The 17,702-nt window shown below is 62.4% G+C and carries 14 protein-coding genes and 3 pseudogenes; 9 read left to right on the plus strand and 8 right to left on the minus strand.

Annotation, left to right across the window (positions count from 1 at the left end):
- Positions 1-13: 13 nt before the first annotated feature.
- A pseudogene (locus ACVWW1_RS32815) lies at positions 14-1,478 on the minus strand (amidase family protein).
- A 554-nt stretch (positions 1,479-2,032) separates the two neighbouring features.
- On the opposite strand from ACVWW1_RS32815, the gene ACVWW1_RS32820 reads away from it, so the two are divergent.
- Complete coding sequence (locus ACVWW1_RS32820; protein WP_456660728.1) at positions 2,033-3,475, plus strand: DUF1254 domain-containing protein; 1,443 nt, start codon at positions 2,033-2,035, stop codon at positions 3,473-3,475.
- Positions 3,476-4,291: 816 nt separating this feature from the next.
- Here the strand turns inward: ACVWW1_RS32820 and ACVWW1_RS32825 are convergent.
- Positions 4,292-5,920 carry an AMP-binding protein gene (locus ACVWW1_RS32825; RefSeq protein ID WP_456658736.1) on the minus strand — a complete coding sequence of 543 codons (1,629 nt, stop codon included), beginning with the start codon at positions 5,918-5,920 and terminating at the stop codon, positions 4,292-4,294.
- Positions 5,921-6,095: 175 nt separating this feature from the next.
- Here ACVWW1_RS32825 and ACVWW1_RS32830 point away from each other — a divergent pair.
- The 4 genes and pseudogenes from ACVWW1_RS32830 to ACVWW1_RS32845 all read left to right on the plus strand — a co-directional run bounded on the left by ACVWW1_RS32830 (position 6,096) and on the right by ACVWW1_RS32845 (position 8,330).
- A pseudogene (locus ACVWW1_RS32830) lies at positions 6,096-6,696 on the plus strand (N-acetyltransferase family protein).
- Positions 6,697-6,847: 151 nt separating this feature from the next.
- A complete protein-coding gene (locus tag ACVWW1_RS32835; RefSeq protein WP_456658737.1) occupies positions 6,848-7,042 on the plus strand; it encodes a hypothetical protein in 195 nt (64 codons plus the stop codon).
- A gap of 104 nt (positions 7,043-7,146) precedes the next feature.
- Complete coding sequence (locus tag ACVWW1_RS32840) at positions 7,147-7,878, plus strand: AMP-binding protein (RefSeq protein ID WP_456658738.1); 732 nt, start codon at positions 7,147-7,149, stop codon at positions 7,876-7,878.
- Positions 7,824-8,330, plus strand: coding sequence for a WS/DGAT domain-containing protein (locus tag ACVWW1_RS32845; RefSeq protein WP_456658739.1), 507 nt, complete (start codon positions 7,824-7,826; stop codon positions 8,328-8,330). Before ACVWW1_RS32840 ends, ACVWW1_RS32845 begins: the two co-directional genes overlap by 55 nt.
- A gap of 20 nt (positions 8,331-8,350) precedes the next feature.
- On the opposite strand, the gene ACVWW1_RS32850 is transcribed toward ACVWW1_RS32845, so the two are convergent.
- On the minus strand, positions 8,351-8,479 hold the full coding sequence (locus ACVWW1_RS32850; protein ID WP_456658740.1) for a hypothetical protein: 129 nt from the start codon (positions 8,477-8,479) through the stop codon (positions 8,351-8,353).
- A gap of 163 nt (positions 8,480-8,642) precedes the next feature.
- Complete coding sequence (locus ACVWW1_RS32855; protein ID WP_456658741.1) at positions 8,643-8,870, minus strand: hypothetical protein; 228 nt, start codon at positions 8,868-8,870, stop codon at positions 8,643-8,645.
- Between the two features lie 199 nt (positions 8,871-9,069).
- On the opposite strand from ACVWW1_RS32855, the gene ACVWW1_RS32860 reads away from it, so the two are divergent.
- Positions 9,070-9,360: a hypothetical protein gene (locus ACVWW1_RS32860; protein WP_456658742.1), complete on the plus strand. Its 291-nt coding sequence runs from the start codon at positions 9,070-9,072 to the stop codon at positions 9,358-9,360.
- On the opposite strand, the gene ACVWW1_RS32865 is transcribed toward ACVWW1_RS32860, so the two are convergent.
- Entirely contained in the window at positions 9,357-9,527 is a 171-nt protein-coding gene (locus ACVWW1_RS32865) for a hypothetical protein (protein ID WP_456660855.1), read from the minus strand. The genes ACVWW1_RS32860 and ACVWW1_RS32865 overlap by 4 nt on opposite strands.
- Between ACVWW1_RS32865 and uraD the strand changes: the two are divergent.
- Together uraD and pucL are read left to right on the plus strand one after the other, a co-directional pair.
- Positions 9,453-10,335: pseudogene (gene uraD, locus ACVWW1_RS32870) on the plus strand (2-oxo-4-hydroxy-4-carboxy-5-ureidoimidazoline decarboxylase). The gene ACVWW1_RS32865 and the pseudogene uraD sit on opposite strands and share 75 nt — an antisense overlap.
- Positions 10,336-10,651: 316 nt before the next feature.
- Entirely contained in the window at positions 10,652-11,494 is an 843-nt protein-coding gene (gene pucL / locus ACVWW1_RS32875) for a factor-independent urate hydroxylase (protein ID WP_456658743.1), read from the plus strand.
- Positions 11,495-11,509: 15 nt separating this feature from the next.
- On the opposite strand, the gene ACVWW1_RS32880 is transcribed toward pucL, so the two are convergent.
- Complete coding sequence (locus ACVWW1_RS32880; RefSeq protein ID WP_456658744.1) at positions 11,510-14,230, minus strand: molybdopterin-dependent oxidoreductase; 2,721 nt, start codon at positions 14,228-14,230, stop codon at positions 11,510-11,512.
- On the minus strand, positions 14,227-15,048 hold the full coding sequence (locus tag ACVWW1_RS32885; protein WP_456658745.1) for an FAD binding domain-containing protein: 822 nt from the start codon (positions 15,046-15,048) through the stop codon (positions 14,227-14,229). The genes ACVWW1_RS32880 and ACVWW1_RS32885 overlap by 4 nt, the downstream gene beginning before the upstream one ends.
- Positions 15,049-15,179: 131 nt before the next feature.
- Between ACVWW1_RS32885 and ACVWW1_RS32890 the strand changes: the two genes are divergently transcribed.
- Positions 15,180-16,529 (plus strand): 8-oxoguanine deaminase, encoded by a 1,350-nt coding sequence (locus ACVWW1_RS32890; RefSeq protein WP_456658746.1) that lies wholly within the window; start codon positions 15,180-15,182, stop codon positions 16,527-16,529.
- Positions 16,530-16,584: 55 nt separating this feature from the next.
- Here the strand turns inward: ACVWW1_RS32890 and ACVWW1_RS32895 are convergent, their stop codons facing one another.
- Complete coding sequence (locus ACVWW1_RS32895) at positions 16,585-17,661, minus strand: BMP family ABC transporter substrate-binding protein (protein ID WP_212316713.1); 1,077 nt, start codon at positions 17,659-17,661, stop codon at positions 16,585-16,587.
- Between the last annotated feature and the right edge of the window lie 41 nt (positions 17,662-17,702).

The raw sequence follows: 17,702 nt of genomic DNA on the forward strand, positions 1-17,702 counted from the left end.
AGCGGCCACGACGCTAGATCGCACTCGACTTGGCGCCCAAGATGCCTTCGATGCCGCGGGCAAGGTTTAGAAGCCTCCGGTCGCTCCCTAAGGGGGCATCCAGCTCGAGCCCAATCGGCAGCCCCGCGCGAGACAAGCCAACAGGAAGGCTGATACCGGGCAGCCCCACGCTGCTTGCCGACACGGTGTGGTTCGCCAAAGCGAGGTAGCTGACTTCCTGCCCCGCGATATGGACGGTAGCCTGCTCTTCAATCAAAGGCGCCGTGCAGGGCGTGGTCGGTTGCAGAATGACCAGCGCCCCATGAGAGACGAACGCCGTGTTGAGCCGGCGCTGGATTTCCGGCCGGCTCACGTCGAGCGCCGCCTGATAGGCCTCTGCCGACGTGGCACCTGCACCACCCGGCAGTACGATGTGCCCCCACGCCTGCCGAAGTTGGGGCTTAAGGCCTTCGTAAATGGCCTCGAACGTCGTCGGAATGTCATGGAGGTGAAGAAATTCCGAAATTGCGCCCATCGTCTCATGAGCGAAGATGCCCCATGTGGCGGTTTGGATGAGGGCGTTGAAATCGTCACCAAGGTCGACCTCAACAACCTCGGCGCCAGCGTCCCGTAGCTGCCGAACCGCGTCGCGGAACCGGATCTCGACCTCCGAGTCCACCAGATCGAGGAACTGTCGGGGCGCGAAGGCAAGTCGAACTCCCCTCATATCGTTGCCGTCGTTGGAGAACTCGGCCGTTTGTTCACCCGTCACGACCTGATCCAGCAAAATGCAGTCCTCAACTCTTCGGGCGAATGCGCCCGTCGTGTCGAGCGTATGGGAGATCGGCGCAACGCCGTAGCGCGGCCAACGCCCGGTGGTTGGCTTGAAGCCCACGACGCCACAGAACGATGCGGGTACCCGGATGGACCCAACGGTGTCACCGCCCAAGGACGCGGGAACGAGCCCAGCGGCCACGGACGCGGCGGAGCCGCTCGAGGAGCCGCCCGACACGCGATCTCGTGCGTGCGGATTCTTCACCTGGCCGTAACGTGCGTTTGTGACCGGTCAAGCCGTACGACATCTCGACGAGGTTGTTCTTGCCGAAGACCAAAGCGCCCGCACCCTTAATGGCCCGGACAGCGTCGGCATCTTCGCGTGGCACGAAATGAGCGAGGCCTTCGACGCCCAGGCTGGTAGGTAGCCCTTTCGTCAAATAACTGTCCTTCACCCCGAGCGGCGCGCCAAGGAGCGGGGCGGCCGATCCGGCCGCACGCGCCTTGTCCGCGTCCCTCGCGGCCGCCAGCACCGCGGCCTCGTCGATGGTGATGAAGGCGTTCAGCTCGGCAAGTGCTCGGGCGCGCTGTAAAAGCGCCGCGGTGTAGGCCTCCGAGGTGATGTCGCCGTTGCGAACCGCTGCTGCAGCGGTTGCGAGCCCAAGCGAGTCGACATCTGTGGTTTGCGATGCGATGTGGCGTGAAGTGGCGGTCGTGTCGTGCATGACGATCCTCGCAAAGAGCTGTTTGGCGGCATCCCGCTGCCGCCGAACAGCGGCTCAGCCCAATGCCATTACGATCATAATATAACATTACGATCGTACTTCAATGGTAGTCCATGCTGTGTTGCCGGACACATATTCGTGAGGCGCCGATGACACCGTTGATCGAGCATTAGCAATCAACCGTTCGACGAATGACCATCAGTGACACAGGGCCTGAACACACCCTTTATTCACGCTTCCAACCCGCGGCGCGCGCGCTGGCCTGCGTCATACCGAAGCAGGGGCGGCGTTTGTCAGGCCGAGTAGATGGCTTCTGCATTGGGTCAATCGGGTCAGTTTGCCCCTAAGTCGGTGACTTCCGGTTTGCCCTCGACTCCCGACATTGTCGCTGCCGTGCGCCAACCGACGCGATGGGCCAACAAGGACTTCCGGGCATGCTTAGGGTTGTTTGATTTTGCATTGTCAACTACTGCGCCAGGTGCGAAAATTCTCAGGACCAATTGATCTGCGAGCACGATGCTCGCTTGAGCACAAAACTGGAAGGACTCCCGAAAATGCTTACTAAGCGCGAGCTTCTTCGTTCGGCCGCCTTGGCTGCCATCACTGCGTCGACGGCGAAGTCTGTCCCCACCTACGCGCAGACCGGCGCCGACCGCCCAGGTTTTTTCAAGGCAAAAGACATTGCCGAGGAGGGGTTCATCTATGGTCTGCCTATCGTGATGAACTATGCCGTCATGCATGAATATGCGATCGATCGCGGCTCAGGGCAGTTCAAGGCTCCGTTCAATCAGATCAAGAACGAACCCAACGTCTTCACCTACAAAGATACGGCAATCGTCACGCCAAATAGCGACACGCCCTATTCCTTCGTCTGGATGGATTTGCGGGCGGAGCCGGTGGTGCTTTCGGTGCCGGCGATCGATCCGAAGCGCTACTACTCGGTCATGCTCTGCGACGGCAATACCTACAATTACGGATATATCGGCACCCGTGCCACAGGCAGCGAAGCCGGCGACTACATGGTGGTCGGGCCCGACTGGAAGGGCGACACCCCACCGGGCATCAAGCAGGTGTTTCGTTCGAGCACACAGTTTTCCGTCGCGGGCTATCGCACCCAGCTTTTCGGCGCGGATGATCTCGACAACGTCAAGAAGGTGCAGGCTGGCTACAAGGTGCAGATGCTATCGGCCTATCTAAAGCAGACGCCGCCGCCGGCCGCGCCAACCATCGACTTCCCCAAGATCGATAAGGAACTCGTGAAGACCAACTTCTTCGATTATCTCGACTTCGCGCTGCAATTCGCGCCGGCGCAGGGCAATGAGAAAGAGATACGCGCTAAGCTGGCACTCATCGGCGTTGGGCCTGGCAAGACCTTCAACTTTAAGGACCTCCCTCTGGAGCAGAAACTGGAGATCGGCCTCGGTATGAAGGAAGGCCAGCGGAAAGTCGACGAGGCCGTCGCCAATGTCGGCAAGGCGATCAATGGCTGGCGGGTTAGTGGTCTTCCAGGCGATAGCGCCCACTATAATGGTGACTGGTTGAAGCGTGCTGTCGCTGCTCAGGCCGGCATTTATGGTAATGATCCGGCGGAAGCGACCTATCCATTCACGCGCGTTGACAGCGATGGTCAGACGCTCGACGGTAGCAAGAACAGTTACACTCTGACATTCGCACCGGGCCAGGAGCCACCGGTGAACGCGTTCTGGTCGCTGACCATGTATGACGGCAAGTCCCAGCTTCTGATCGAAAATCCGATCAACCGCTATTTGATTAATTCGCCAATGCTACAAAACATGAGGAAAAATGCGGATGGATCACTAACGCTCTACATCCAGAACAAGTCGCCCGGCGCTGACAAGGAATCAAATTGGTTACCGGCGCCCAACGACACGATCTATCTTGTCATGCGGCTCTACTGGCCGAAGACCGAAGCACCTTCGATCTTGCCGCCGGGCGAAGGGACATGGCAGCCGCCCGGCATCAAACGAGCCGCATAGAGGGACACAGAGAGCGGGCACGAGCACCGCGCTGGAGACTCTCAGTGCGTTGGCCGATTGGAGAGGCATCGATGGCGCCTTAGGGTCACAAGGCGACATCGTTTGGGACACGGTCGCGTGTCGGCTTTGCCCTCGAAAGCGGACATCCCGGATTTATGAGTGGTCGCTCGTACAGGACTGAAAGCACACGTTCCCTTCAGAGCATCCTATGCAGCCCGCCGGGCGGGATTCGGGCTAATTTGCATGGCCTACGTGATACGGAGAGCCCTGGAGGTTCGGATGTTATCCCCTAGCGAGAAGATCTGAGCCGCAGCAGACGAGCAATTCTTTTTCTAGATTCTCTCCCTCCGCCATTTGCAAGATTTTGTACGCCAGATTGCGATCTCTCGCGATTTCCTACGACCCGCGAAAATGGCCAGGCGGCGGACCCTGACATTGTTGACGAGGTGTCGGGATCCGGCGGGTGGTCAGCATGGCGTCGCGGCCATCCTTCGATGGCACGTCGGCCGCTAGAGACCCGCCGTATTGTGATCAAGCGCGCGCGCAGTCGATGCTCATGCTGCCGTCAAATCTCGGCTGAGGCCTAGCGTCGTATTGCGGCTTGGCCAATCGGTCGATCGTTGTCGTGACTGAACATGTCGCAGGTTGCAATTTGCTCTTGATCGATGAATCGCCGGGGATCCAAAAATGACATGTCCAATGGACATCGATTCCCGAAAAGGTGCTGGCGGACCAAATTGGGAGTGATTTTGGGACATGGCCGATCGGGATTTCTGGCTGGCGCCGTTGGCCGGTCGGGGCAAGTTCGCTGCAGCGTCAGCCCTTGAGCAACCGCCGCAACAGCTTGCCGGCCGGTGAGCGCGGCAACCCGGTAACGAAGCTGACATCGCGCGGTACCTTGTAAGGCGCCATGTTCTGGCGCGCCCATGCCACGAGCTGGGCGGTGTCCAGTTCGGCACGCGGGACCAGGACGATGAAGGCTTTGACCACCTCGCCCTTGGTTGCGTCGGGCGCGCCGATCACGGCTGACGCCGCCACGTCGGGGTGCTTGTTCAGAATCGATTCGACTTCTTCCGGGAAGACGCTGTAGCCGGAGACCTTGATCATCTCCTTGAAGCGTCCCATGAAGGTCAGATAGCCCGCGGCATCGAGGCGGCCCATGTCGCCGGTGTGCAGCCAGCCATTGCGCAGCGCCTCCGCGGTCGCATCAGGACGATTGCGGTAGCCCTTGAATACGCCCGGGCCGCAGATCACGATTTCGCCCGGGACGCCGGCTGGCTTGTCTGCGCCGGAGTCGGGATCGACGATCCGGATCTCGTTGCCGGGCACCGGCCTGCCATGAGTACCCCAGCGTATTGCGTTGCGCGGCATGAAGGTGTCGACCGTGTGGGTCTCGGTCAGCCCATACGCCGCCTCGAAGCTCTCGCAGTTCGACGCGACGGCCTGCCATTGCCTGGCAAGCGCTTCGGTCCAGTCGATACCGAAACTGGTCACGGGATTGACGCGGAGGCTCCTCAGAGCGAACTCGGAAATGTTCGGGAGCTGCGTGATCGCGACGTTCATCGGCGCCACGCTGTACCACCAGCTCACCTGATAGCGGTCGATCGCCTGTGCCGTCACGAGCGGATCGAACCGGTACAGCAGCACGGACGTCGCGCCGGCATAGACCGGTGCATTCACGCCCATCACCATGCCGGCGATGTGATACAGCGGCGCAATCGAGAGCAGGACGTCATCGGTGCCGATCCCGTTGCAGTCCACGGTCGCGGCCGTCTTGAAGATGACGTTGCGATAGGACAGCATCGCGCCCTTGGGCCGGCCCGTGCTGCCCGACGTGTAGATCATCAGCGCCGTATCGTTCATGTCGATCGCGACATCGCGGGGCGCCGCGCCGCTTGCAGCGACGGAGAGGAAGTCCTCAATTTCGCCGGCCGTACCGGCCGGCTCGGAGCCGGATGCGAGCAGCTCATCCGGAACGCCGATCGGTGGCCGCTCGGGCAGCAGGTCCGGGTAGCGGACCACGAAGACATGCTCGAGCTTCGTCTTGTCGCGGACCTGACCTACGATCGGCAATAGCGGTTCGGCCGCGACGATCACGCGCGCGCCGAGATCGTCGAGCTGGTAGGCGAGCTCGTGCTCCTTGTTCAGCGCCCCGCAGGGCGAGGCAATGGCGCCGATCTTCTGGATGCCGTATTGCGCCATCAGATATTGCGGGCAGTTGTTCATGAACAACGCGACCGGCTCGCCTTTGGCGATGCCGAGCTGTTGCAGGCGCGCCGCGAATGCATCACTCGCGCGGTCGAGCTCGAGGAACGTGATGGCGCGGCCATACCAGATGCAGGCCGGTTTCTCTGGCCGCTCGCGGGCATGCCTCCGCAGCATTTCGTGCAGCGGTCGTTCGAGGTTGTCGTTGGAAACGCCCATGGTCATTGTCGCCAGGTTCATGTGCTCATATCAGGACGGAAAGGTGCAACGGGCCGTTTCAGGAGTTGTATTGGGACATCGGTACGCCCGGCTTGCCTGATTTGGCTCCTGCGTGCAGGACAGGCGGAAAACGCGCTGCGATCCCCGCAAGGTGGTTGTGGCGAAGTCTGGACTTCGGATTGAGTGAACGATCTGCATGAGGAACACCAAGATGCGATCCTATCCGCGTCGCGTCAACTTCGAGAGCGGGGACGTCGAGTTTCGGTTGATGGGGCCTGCCGACGAGGCCGCCGTTCTGGAGTTTGCCAACGCGCTTGCCGTGCACGACATGCTGTTCCTGCCGCGGAATATCCGCGAGCCGAAGGTGCTCTCGGCATGGATCAAGGAGATCGAGCGCGGCTCGATCGTCAGCCTGCTGGTGGTCAAGGACGACATCGTGGTGGGGTGCGGCACGATCGTGCGGGACCCCATGTCGTGGTCGGCTCATGTCGGTGAGATCAGGACCGTGATCTCCTCGCATGTGCGCGGCACCGGCATCGGGCGGGCTCTTTCCAATGAGGCGTTTGACCTCGCGCTGTCGATGGGCCTGGAACGCCTGACCGTACAGATGACGTCCGACCAGACCCGCGCGATCGCGAATTTTCGAAGCACTCGGCTTCCGCGCCGAGGCCGAGGCCCTGTTGCGCGACCAGGTGAAAGACCTTCAGGGCAAGACGCACGACATCGTGGTGCTTGGCGTCAACGTGGCGGATGTGCAGAAGCTCGAACCGGGCGGCTCGTCCGGAGCGATCGACTAGCACGGGGGACTGGCCGAGGAACGGCTTCGCCGTCCTCGCGCCGTTCGCATCGATAACGGTAACGTCGCGGTCATGCCGGCTTTCGCGGGCTGGATCTTCGTTCCGCCAGTGTTGCAAAAAATGCAACAGAAACTGGACGACACGATCATTGATGCAAGATGCTTTCTCCCCGATGCTGCGCGGGCAAGTTGGTTCACCGTTCACCGCATTGCCTCGCAATCATTTTCTGGAGGTGTCCAGCATCATGACGTCGACCTCTTCGCCTTCCGCAGACCTGGCCGCCCCGGCGGTCAATCCCGCAAGCACCGGCAAGCTCACGCTGTTCGTTGCCGTTCTGACCAGCTGAGCGAAGTCGCCTGGGATGATCATCACATCAGCTTCGGCCAGCTGACCCATAATGATGGAGCCTACCGGGCCTATCCGATCGATGATCCGCGCGAGACGATCGCGGTGCTGCAATACCCCGGCGGGACGACAGGGTTGCCGAAGGGGGCGATGCTCACCCACGCCAACCTGACCAGCGCGTGTCAGCAGTACCGGGCGACGACGGCCGGCTCGCCGCCGGTGCTGGTCGATGGGCAAGAGCGCTTCCTGGCCGTCTTGCCACCGTTCCACATCTACGCGCTTTCCGTGAATGTACTGTTCGGCGTCTTGATGGGCGCGGAGATCATCCAGCACGTCCGTTTCGATCCGAAAGCCGCGCTCGAGGAAATCTCGACGAAGTCGGTCAGTGTCTTCTGCGGGGTGCCGACCATGTTCACCGCGCTGATCAACCATCCGGAGACGCCGAAGCACAGCCTGCGCGCGCTGAAATATTGCGGATCCGGCGGCGCGCCGTTGCCGCTCGAGGTGGCGCAGCAATTCGCCTCGATCACGGGCTGCAATTTGAGCGAAGGCTGGGGCATGACCGAGACCTCGCCGAGCGGCACCTACACGCCGGCGCAGCATGGCGCCATGCGCAAGGCCGGCTCCTGCGGCATGCCGATGCCCGGCATCGTCATCAAGTTCCTCAACGTTGACGACAGCAGCGGATACGTCCCACTCGGCGAGCGCGGCGAGATCTGCATCAAGGGCCCGAATGTCGCTTCAAGGCGATCCACGCGTCATCCGAAGCGGCTAAGGCGGTTGTGCGCGAACTCAAGCCGGTGCTCGGTGTGCCGATCACAGGTTCGCCGTGGCTGATGACCGGGCTCGCCTCACTGCTTGGGCGCTCCAACCTCGCCAGCCGCATGCCGGCAGCGGGCAACGTGCTGATCTCCAATGTACCGGGACCGGGGCAGCATCTCTACATGGCCGGCGCACGGATGGTGCATTACTTCCCGGTCTCGATTCCCTATCACGGCAGCGGGCTGAACATCACGGTGCACAGCTATGCGAGCCTGCTCGAATTCGGTCTGACCGCATGCCGGCGTGTACTCACGCAGGACGAGTCCTACGAGATGATCGAGCATCTCCGGGCGGCCTTGCGCGCGATCGAAGCCCTGCCGCCGGTCGAGGCCGAGATCGTCGAGTTGACAGCGCAGGCTGCGACTCAATCGAAGGCGGCATCGGCGGTCGCGGCGTCGGTGACGGTCATCCAGGCAGACGAGGTGCCGCCGGCTGCCGCAAACGACAAGGCGAGCCGGGCCAGCTAGGCGCCCGGGCCTTCGACGCTTCACATCGCCGGAGCTGGGGACGCCACCGCGGTCTCCCGCTCGGCATGCTCCCTGTTCGGCGCAGCCGCCGCGCTGCAATTCCAGCTGTCGGCGTTCGGCATCGGCATTCCGGATGCCTTGCTGATCATGCTGCCGTACCTGCTGGCGCTGCTCGCGGTCGGCGGTCTGGTCGGCCGGCAGATGGCGCCGGCGAAGATCGGTTCGCGCAGCGAGCCGTTCCGGGCGCGACTTCGGCCGGACGGGCAGGCATCAGGCCGAAGTTGTCTGGGCGCGCCAGAGTCTGGAATTAGTCTAGTGTCCGGCCGGAGCCGAATAGCCGCCGGTGTAATAAGAGGAAACGGGGCTGTTTACCCTGGGTTGCTGCCAAGCCGCATAGGCGTCGGTCGGACGGGACTGCGATTGCTGAACCGGTGCAACCTGTGGCTTGTGGTGGCGCTCTGAGGCCATGGCGCTTTGCAAGGTCGATCCGAGCAGCAGACCGGCTGTAACGGCGCAAACAACGCGAGTGTTTTTCTTCATTGGGTTCTCCCTTGGGCTCCTGGCCGGAGGAATCGCTCGGCCTGGTTTTCCGCAAATAGTGCTTGCAGCAGCGTTGCTTAGCCCGGCGGCGATCACGAAGTGGTGCGCAAAATAATTGGGCGCGACTAAACTTTTGGCAGGGTCTATCGTTGGCGGGCTCCAATCACGCGCGCACACACCATCCGAGAACACACAGCCGATGAAGACGAAAATCTTGTTAGTCATGCTGTTGGCCGCTTCGCCGGCGGCGGCCGAGACGCGGCCGGCGCCCAAAGCCGTTCCGAAAGCTGCGACCGTACCAGCAGACATTTGCGCGCCGATCGGCCGGACTGCGAAAGGCGAGCTGGTCTATTCGATGAAATGCCAGGACGTGCCGGTCGCTGCAGCGCCAGCGGCCGAGTCCAACGAAGCTGCGCCGCCGCCCGAACCGGAAACGCAGCGGACCGGATTATTCGGTTTGTCCTACGACCGGCGGAAACCGGGGGACTAGTGCATTGCAGCGTGCGGCGCATCGCGCGGAATGACCGTCCGGCGCGCCGCATGTCGAAGAGCCATCCATCGAATGGACCAGCGGACGAATTCATGACGACGTTGATCGATCTCAACAATGCGAGCCGAGACGACTTTGTCGCGGCCCTCGCCAATGTCTTCGAACATTCGCCGTGGGTTTGCCGAACAGGTTGCGATGAAGCGGCCGTATGCCGGTATCGCTCAATTGTTCATGGCGATGAAGGCGGCGGTCGAGCAGGCACCGTCCGAACTGCGACTGGCACTGATCAAGATGCATCCCGACCTCGCTGACAAGACGCAGCGTGCAGCGGGTCTCACCGATGATTCCTTCGCCGAGCAAAATAGCGCGGGGCTCGATCGGCTGTCGGGTGCGGAATACGATGCGTTTCAGCGCGTCAACAATGCCTACCGCGCCAAGTTCGGATTTCCTTACATCGTCTGCGTGCGCCGCCACACCAAGGACTCCATTCTACGTGATTTCGAGCGACGTCTGCCGAATGACATCGCGGTCGAAATGCAGACCTCGGTGGAGGAGATCTGTCGCATCGCGGCCCTGAGGCTCGACCAGATCGTGATGGCTGACGACCGGCTGGCCGTTCACGGACGTCTCTCGACCCACGTGCTGGATACCCACAGCGGCAAGCCCGCTGCCGGGATTGCGGTCGAACTGATCGAACTCGCAGGGCTGGGCACGAGCCGCGTGGTGACGCGCGCCTTGACCAACGCCGACGGCCGGACGGACCAGCCCTTGATTGGCGGCCGTCCCGTTCCGGCCGGGACATACGAGCTGCTGTTCAGCGTCGGCGATTATTTCGCCAGGCGCGGCGTGCCGTTGTCTGATCCACCGTTCCTTGACAGGATACCCCTGCGCTTTTCCGTCAGCGAACCCGAAGGGCATCTCCATGTGCCGCTGCTCGTGACGCCATGGAGCTACGCGACCTATCGTGGCAGCTAGTGTTTCGAGAGCGACGTGAGCTTCGGTTGGTGAAAAGAAAACGCGTCAACTGGAGTCCGGACCCCCGCCTTGATTCCACCGAAACGGCCCTGGGTGCGGAAGCGCAAGCGGTGGACGGTTGCTGAAAGGTTCGGCAAGCGTGGTGAAGATTCCGGCAGCGATAGCCGAGCTGCGGAGCAGCTCAATCCGGTGATCGGCATTCTTTATCCGTCCAGAGTGCGTGGCATGGGCTTGCCGATGGCACGAACGTTGCTCGATACTGGCTGCGAGAGGCGGCGGGCGTTGCCGGCCTGGTGCCATTGCTGGAGACTTTGACGTGTCGCTGATCAAGAACCGATATGGCAAGGGCCGGGTCCGCGTGTTGCGGATTCACCGTGACGGAGAGCGGCAGGAGGTCAGTCAATTGAGCATCAGGGCGATGCTCGAAGGCGATTTCGCTCCCACCTTTACCCACGCCGACAACAGGATGACGGTCTCGACCGACACCATCAAGAACATCGTCAACATCGTGGCGCGCGAAAACACCGGCCTTTGTGCCGAGGAGTTCTGCCAGGTGTTGGCGAGAAAATATCTCGACACCTATCAGCAGATTTCATCCGTCGCGATTACTTCGCAAGAGACCAAATGGACCCGCCTGAGTTTTGACGGCAAGCCACACCCGCACAGTTTCGTGCTCGACGCCAACGGTCGTCCGACGGTTGAAGTCACGATGACGCGCACCGGCGGGCCGGCGCTGGCTTCGGGTATCGATGGGTTCGCATTCATGAAGTCGACCCAGTCGGGCTGGGAGAACTATGTCAAGGACCGCTACACCACGATCCCGGAGACCGCAGATCGCATCTGCGCGACCAGCATGGTCGCGTCGTGGGCATGGTCCGCAAAGCCCGAAAGCTATCCGGCAGCGAATTCACATATCCTCGATACCTTGCTGAAGGTCTTTTCGACAACCTACAGCAAGAGCGTGCAGGACAGTCTATACCGCATGGGAGAGGCGGCACTCGCAGCAGTACCCGAGATATCCGAGATCAGCATGGCTTGCCCGAACATGCACTTCATCCCGATGAATCTTTCGCCTTTCGGACTGGACAACAACAACGACGTGTTCCTCCCCACCGACGAGCCGCATGGCCAGATCGAGTGTACGGTGGGGCGGAGATAGGGGCTGCCCGAGACATTAGCCGAATTTCTTCAGCAGTTCCGGAAACAGCCGGTCAGGCTTGAAGGGAACGTCGGTAAAGCGGATGCCGGTGGCGTTGGCGATGGCGTTGCCGAGCGCGGCGGCGACGGGGTTGTAGGGGCTCTCGCTCATCGATTTCGCTCCCATCGGGCCGACGCTGTCGGAGGTGTCGGCAAAATAGACGTCGGTGCGCGGCACGTCTGCGAAAGATGGCAAGTGATAGTCCCGGAAACTTGGATTGATCACGCGGCCGCCGCTGTCGATCACCAACTCCTCGTAAAGTGCCGCGCCCAGCGATTGCGCCACTCCGCCCTCGACCTGACCGCGGCACTGCATCGGGTTGGCGATACGGCCGGCATCGGCGGCCTGCACGCTCCTCAGGATCTTCAGCGCGCCGGTGCCCTTGTTCACCGCGACGCGAAACCCCTGCACGTTGAATGCGACCGACCGCGGCGTTCCCTCCGACGTACCGCTGGCTTGCAGGACCTGGCCGCTGCCGCGCGCCGAGCACGCAAGCTCGACATAGGACAGTTGCTGCCTGCCGCAGACAGCGTGTTCTGCCTCCAGCACGCAGGTGCCAGGATCACCTCCAGCCAGACGGCAGGCCAGCGCCTTCAGGTCGCCCGCCAGATTCTCGGCCGCGGCCTGAGTCGCGCTTCCGGCCACGAAAATCCCCGCGCTGCCATAGGCGCCGGTGTCGTGGCCGCCATGCGCGGTGTCGGATTGTCTCAGGCGGATACGATCGACTGATGTGGCGAGCACGGTGGCCGCGATCTGGCGATGCACCGTGCTGGTGCCGTTACCGAATTCCGCGGTGCCGACGGTCAGCTCGAAATGCCCGTCGTCGCAGAGCATAATCCTGCAATCCGCGATGTGGCCGGCGGGAGGCACGGTATCGATCATGGTCAGCGCGATGCCGTCGCCGACCAGCCAGTCGGCGGAGAGCTGCGGCGTGGGGGTTTCCGCTGACATCGCGCGCTCAACCAGATCGAGACACTGGTCGAGGCCGTAGGAGCCGTACGTCACGTCGTGATATTCGGAGCCGGGTGGCGAGAGCATCGGGTCGCCCGGCCTGACGACATTGCGACGGCGTATATCGAACGGCGAGATGCCGAGTTGTTTGGCGAGTTCGTCGATGGCCGCCTCGACGGCGATCAGCGTCTGCGGCAGGCCATAGCCGCGGAAGGCGCCGGCCGGCAGCGTGTTCGTGTAGCAGGCAATCGCATCGACCTTCTTGTTCGGGCAGTTGTAGACGCTGATGCATTCGCTGACCGCGTGGAAGAGCACAGGGCCTGCGTGATTGCCATAGGCACCCGTGTTCGACAGCACATCGAGCTGCAGGGCTGTCAGATTGCCGTCCTTGTCGGCCCCCGCCTTGACTGTCACCCGCATTGGATGCCGCGTCGAGGTCGCCGTGAATTGCTCTTCGCGTGTGAGTTCGAGCTTGACCGGCCGTCCCGTGCGGAGCGCGGCGAGCGCCAGGATGTCTTCGACGAGCATCTCCTGCTTGCCGCCGAAGCCGCCGCCGACGCGCTCGCAGAACACCCGGACCTTGTCGGTCGGCAGCTTGAAAAGGCTGGCCAACGCGCGGCGGGTCAGGAATGGGACCTGCGTGCTGGAACGGACGTTGAGCACGCCCGAGGCGTCAAGCCATGCCAGCCCGCCATGGGTCTCCAGTGCGGCGTGCTGGACGCGTTGGGTCGTGAAGGTACCCTCATAGGTGACAGCCGCCTCGGCGAATCCGCGTGTGACGTCGCCAAATTCGCCATGCGTTTCGGCGACAATGTTGCGCGCGGCATTGGCGACGCGATGCGCGGTCGTCTTGTCGGCATGAATGGCCGGAGCGCCTGCGGCGATAGATTCGGTGGGATCGAACACGGCGGGAAGGATCTCATACGCGACCTTGATGAGCCGGCAGGCATTTTCCGCGGCGGCTTTGCTGTCCGCCACGACAGCCGCGACCTTCTGACCGATGAAGCGGATGGTCGTGTCGAGCACCCTGGTGTCATCGGGATCCATCCAGTCGCGCTCATGCCGCGCGGTCGAGAACAGGCAATCGGGCGCGTCCTCATGCGTCAGCACCGCGTGGACGCCGGCGGCCTTCAGCGCATCGGTCTTATCGATCGCGACTATTCTCGCGTGGGCGTGAGGAGAACGCAGGAGCTTGATGTGCAGCAGGCCGTCGATCGTCGTGTCGAAGGTGTAGGGCGCTGCACCGCGCACGACCAGGGGGCCCGCGGGGGCGGGCAGGCTGCGGCCAAAGGCCGTGCCGGCCGTGGCGTCCTCTATGTTGGTCTTGCCGTCGAGCGCGTCCTGGATCGAACGATAGCCGGTGCAGCGGCAGATATTGCCCTTCAACGCCGCGTCCAGGTCCTGCCGTTGTGCCTGGTTCAGCGAGGCGCAGGTCAGGATCATGCCGGCAGTGCAGAAGCCGCACTGGAATCCCTGCGCATCGAGAAAGGCCTGCTGCAGCGGATGCGTGCCGGTGATGCCGGCAAAGCCCTCGATGGTGGTTATCGCATGGCCGTCGGCGCGGAATGCCGGGATCAGGCAGCTATGGACCGGCTCGCCGTCGAGCAGCACCGTGCAGGCGCCGCAGTCGCCGGCATCGCAGCCCTTCTTGACGCCGAGATGACCGAGCTCGCGCAGGAACGTGCGCAGGCATTGTCCGGGACGCGGTGGATTCGAGAACGTCTTGCCGTTGATCTCGAACGTCATGGGTGCGCCTGCAATTCGTCGCGGATCTCCTCGGCAAGCCGTAGCGTCATGTGCTTGCGCCATAGCGGTCTGCCATGGACGTCGGCGTGGTAGAGGCCATCCGCAATGCGCCGCTGGATCGTGTCGCGGAGTTGGTCGGCACGAGGCACAGCAGGAAACGACAATTGCACCGGCCGCACCGTCGAGGCGGTGACGGTCAGTGTGAAACTGCCGTTGTTGTCGACGCTGCCGATCAGCAGAGCGGCTGAGCGGCCGACCGGCGTCAGCGAAATCTGGCGGAATGCCGAGCGCCGCTTCAGGGCAGCGATCGGGATATCGATTTGCCGCAGCAGGTCACCGGGGGCCAGCACGTTTGCATGATCGCCGGTCACGAAGTCCATGACCGGGATGGTTCGCTCGCCGCCGCGGGCTGGCCAGATCGTGCACACGCCATCGAGCGCCGAGGTCAGTGAAATCATCGGTCCCGCAGGGAGCGACATGCAGATGTTGCCGCCGACGGTCGCGGTCTTCCAGATCTTGAAGGAGGCGAGGAAGGCACGACAGCACTGGTTGATCAGCGGCGCGGCCATCCAGTCCGGCGGGCAGGCCAAGGCATCGAGCTGCGCGACCGTACAGGTCGCCGCAATGCTCAGATGCGTGTCATCAATCGTGAGGGCCGGCCAATTTAGCTCAACGAGATCGATCAGGCGGATGAGATGCACCTGGGGCTCCGAGAACAACCAGGTCCCGCCCGCGAGCCAGGCATCGCCTGCCGCCCAAACGGGCAATTGCGCCCGCGACAGCGGACGGACGACCTCGGTAATGGTGTTCAGGTCCATGGATACGCCAGCGCTTTCAACCAGTTGCATCATTGACTATGAAGTCCTGCAAGAGCAACGCCAAGTCTCGCGGGACGTGGGACGGTCCTTGCAGGTCAGGAATGACGTTCGCCGGCTCGGGAGACGAAATGATGAATCAAATGCAGGCAATCTGGATCAAGGATCCCCTCTCGATTCTGGCCAACGGAGCCGAACGCGGCGTTGTGGTCCATGGCGGCAAGATCGTCGAGTGCGTGGGCGCCGGGCATCAGCCGACGACGGCGAATGTTGCGGTCTACGATGCGAGCGCTCATGTCGTGCTGCCCGGGCTGATCAATACCCACCATCATTTCTATCAGACGCTGACGCGGGCGCTGCCGGCTGCGATGGATCGCGAGCTGTTTCCCTGGCTGCGGGCGCTGTATCCGGTGTGGGCGCGACTGACCCCGCAATCGCTCGAACTCGGCGTCAGCGTCGCGATGTCCGAGCTGCTGCTGTCCGGTTGCACCATGACCACCGATCACCACTACGTGTTTCCGGCGGGCCTTGAGGAGGCGATCGACATCGAGGTCGCGGTGGCAAGGCGGCTGGGTGTCCGTGTGCTGCTCACGCGCGGTTCGATGAACCTCTCGCAGCGTGACGGTGGATTGCCGCCAGACAGTGTGGTGCAAGACGAGGATGCGATCCTTGCCGACAGCGCACGGCTGGTATCGAAGCATCATGAGCGCGGCGTGGACGCGATGGTGCAGATCGCCCTGGCGCCATGTTCGCCATTTTCGGTGACGACGTCGTTGATGCGCGCAACTGCCGATCTCGCCGATAGGCTCGATGTCCGGCTGCACACGCATCTTGCCGAGACCGAAGACGAGAGCAGGTTTTGCCAGCAGATGTATGGCTGTCGCCCGCTCGATTACCTCGAGCAGTGTGGATGGCTGAATGCCCGGACGTGGCTGGCTCACGGCATCTTCTTCGATGCACAGGAGATGAAACGGCTGGCCGGGGCCGGAACGACCATCAGCCATTGCGCCTGCAGCAACCAGATCCTGGCGTCCGGTTGCTGTCCGGTCTGCGAGATGGAGGAGGCTGGCGTGGTGATCGGGCTCGGTGTCGACGGCTCGGCGTCGAACGACGGATCCAACCTGATGCAGGAAGTCCGCGCCGCGTTCCTGCTGCAGCGTGCCCGTTACGGCGTAACGAAGGTCAGCCACAAGGATGCGTTGCGATGGGCGACCAGGGGCTCGGCCGCCTGCGTCGGCCGTCCGGAACTGGGCGAGATCGCCGTCGGCAAGGCGGCTGATCTCGCGCTGTTCAAGCTTGATGAGCTACGCTTCTCCGGCTCTGGCGACCCACTTGCCGCGTTGGTGCTTTGCGGCGCACATCGTGCCGATCGCGTGATGGTGGCAGGGAGATGGGTCGTGATCGACGGAGCCATTCCCGGGCTCGATGTCCCGGACCTCATCCGACGTCACAGCGCAGCTGCGAATGCGATGCACGCGGGATAGCGCGCAAGGAGACTCGGGCCGGATCACCCGAGCCCGAGCCTGGTCGTGATCGGGTCTATTTCCCGGGGAGCTTGTCGTCGATCCCTTTGACGTAGAAATTCATGCCCAGGATCTGAGTGTCCTCGAGGTGATCGCCGCCCTTGCATTCGACGTCCTTGCCGTCCTGCGTGACGACGGGGCACTTGAATGGATGGAGCTTGCCGGAGGCGATAGCGGCCTGAGTGTCCTCCGCCATCTTCTTCACGTCGTCGGGCATGTTGGTGTAGGGAGCCATCTCGAACATCTTGCTTTCGAGGCCGCCCCAGGTGTCTTCGGACTTCCAGGTGCCGGCGAGCTCGGCCTTGACGCGCTCAATGTAATAGGGCGCCCAGGTGTCGAGGATCGAGGTCAGCTGCGCCTTGGGACCGAACTTGATCATTTCAGAGTCCTGGCCGAATGCGAGCTTGCCGCGTTCGCTTGACACCTGCATTGCAGCCGGGCTGTCGGTGTGCTGCATGATCATATCGGCGCCCTGGTCGAGCAGCGCCTTGGCGGCGTCGGCTTCCTTGCCGGGATCGAACCAGGAGTTCACCCAGATGATCTTGACCTTGATGTTCGGGTTGATGGTCTGGGCGCCCAGCATCGTCGCGTTGATGCCCGACACGACCTCCGGAATCGGGAAGGAGCCGATGTAGCCGAGCACGCCGGCCTTCGACATCTTGGCCGCGATCTGACCCTGGATGTAGCGGCCCTGGTACCAGCGCGCCGAATAGGTCGACATGTTCTTGTCACGCTTGTATCCCGAGCAATGTTCGAAGTGCACATTGGGATATTTCTTCGCAACCTTCAGCGTCGGATCCATGTAGCCGAAGGATGTGGTGAAGATCAGTTTGTTGCCGGCGCGCACGAGCTGTTCGATCGCGCGTTCGGCGTCCGGTCCTTCCGGCACGTTCTCGAGGAATGTCGTTTCGATCTTGTCGCCAAGTTCCTTCACAAGAGCCTGGCGCGCCAGTTCGTGCTGATAGGTCCAGCCGAGGTCGCCGACCGGTCCGAGATAGATAAAGCCAACCTTCAGCTTGTCGGCGGCCCAGGCGCCGCTGTTGATGCATCCGGCCAGGAGAATCGCTGCCGCCGCAAATAATGTTCTCTTCATCTCAATCTCCAAACGGGGAAACCATAGTACGGAACGTGGGC

The organism is Bradyrhizobium sp. JR3.5, from assembly GCF_054057015.1.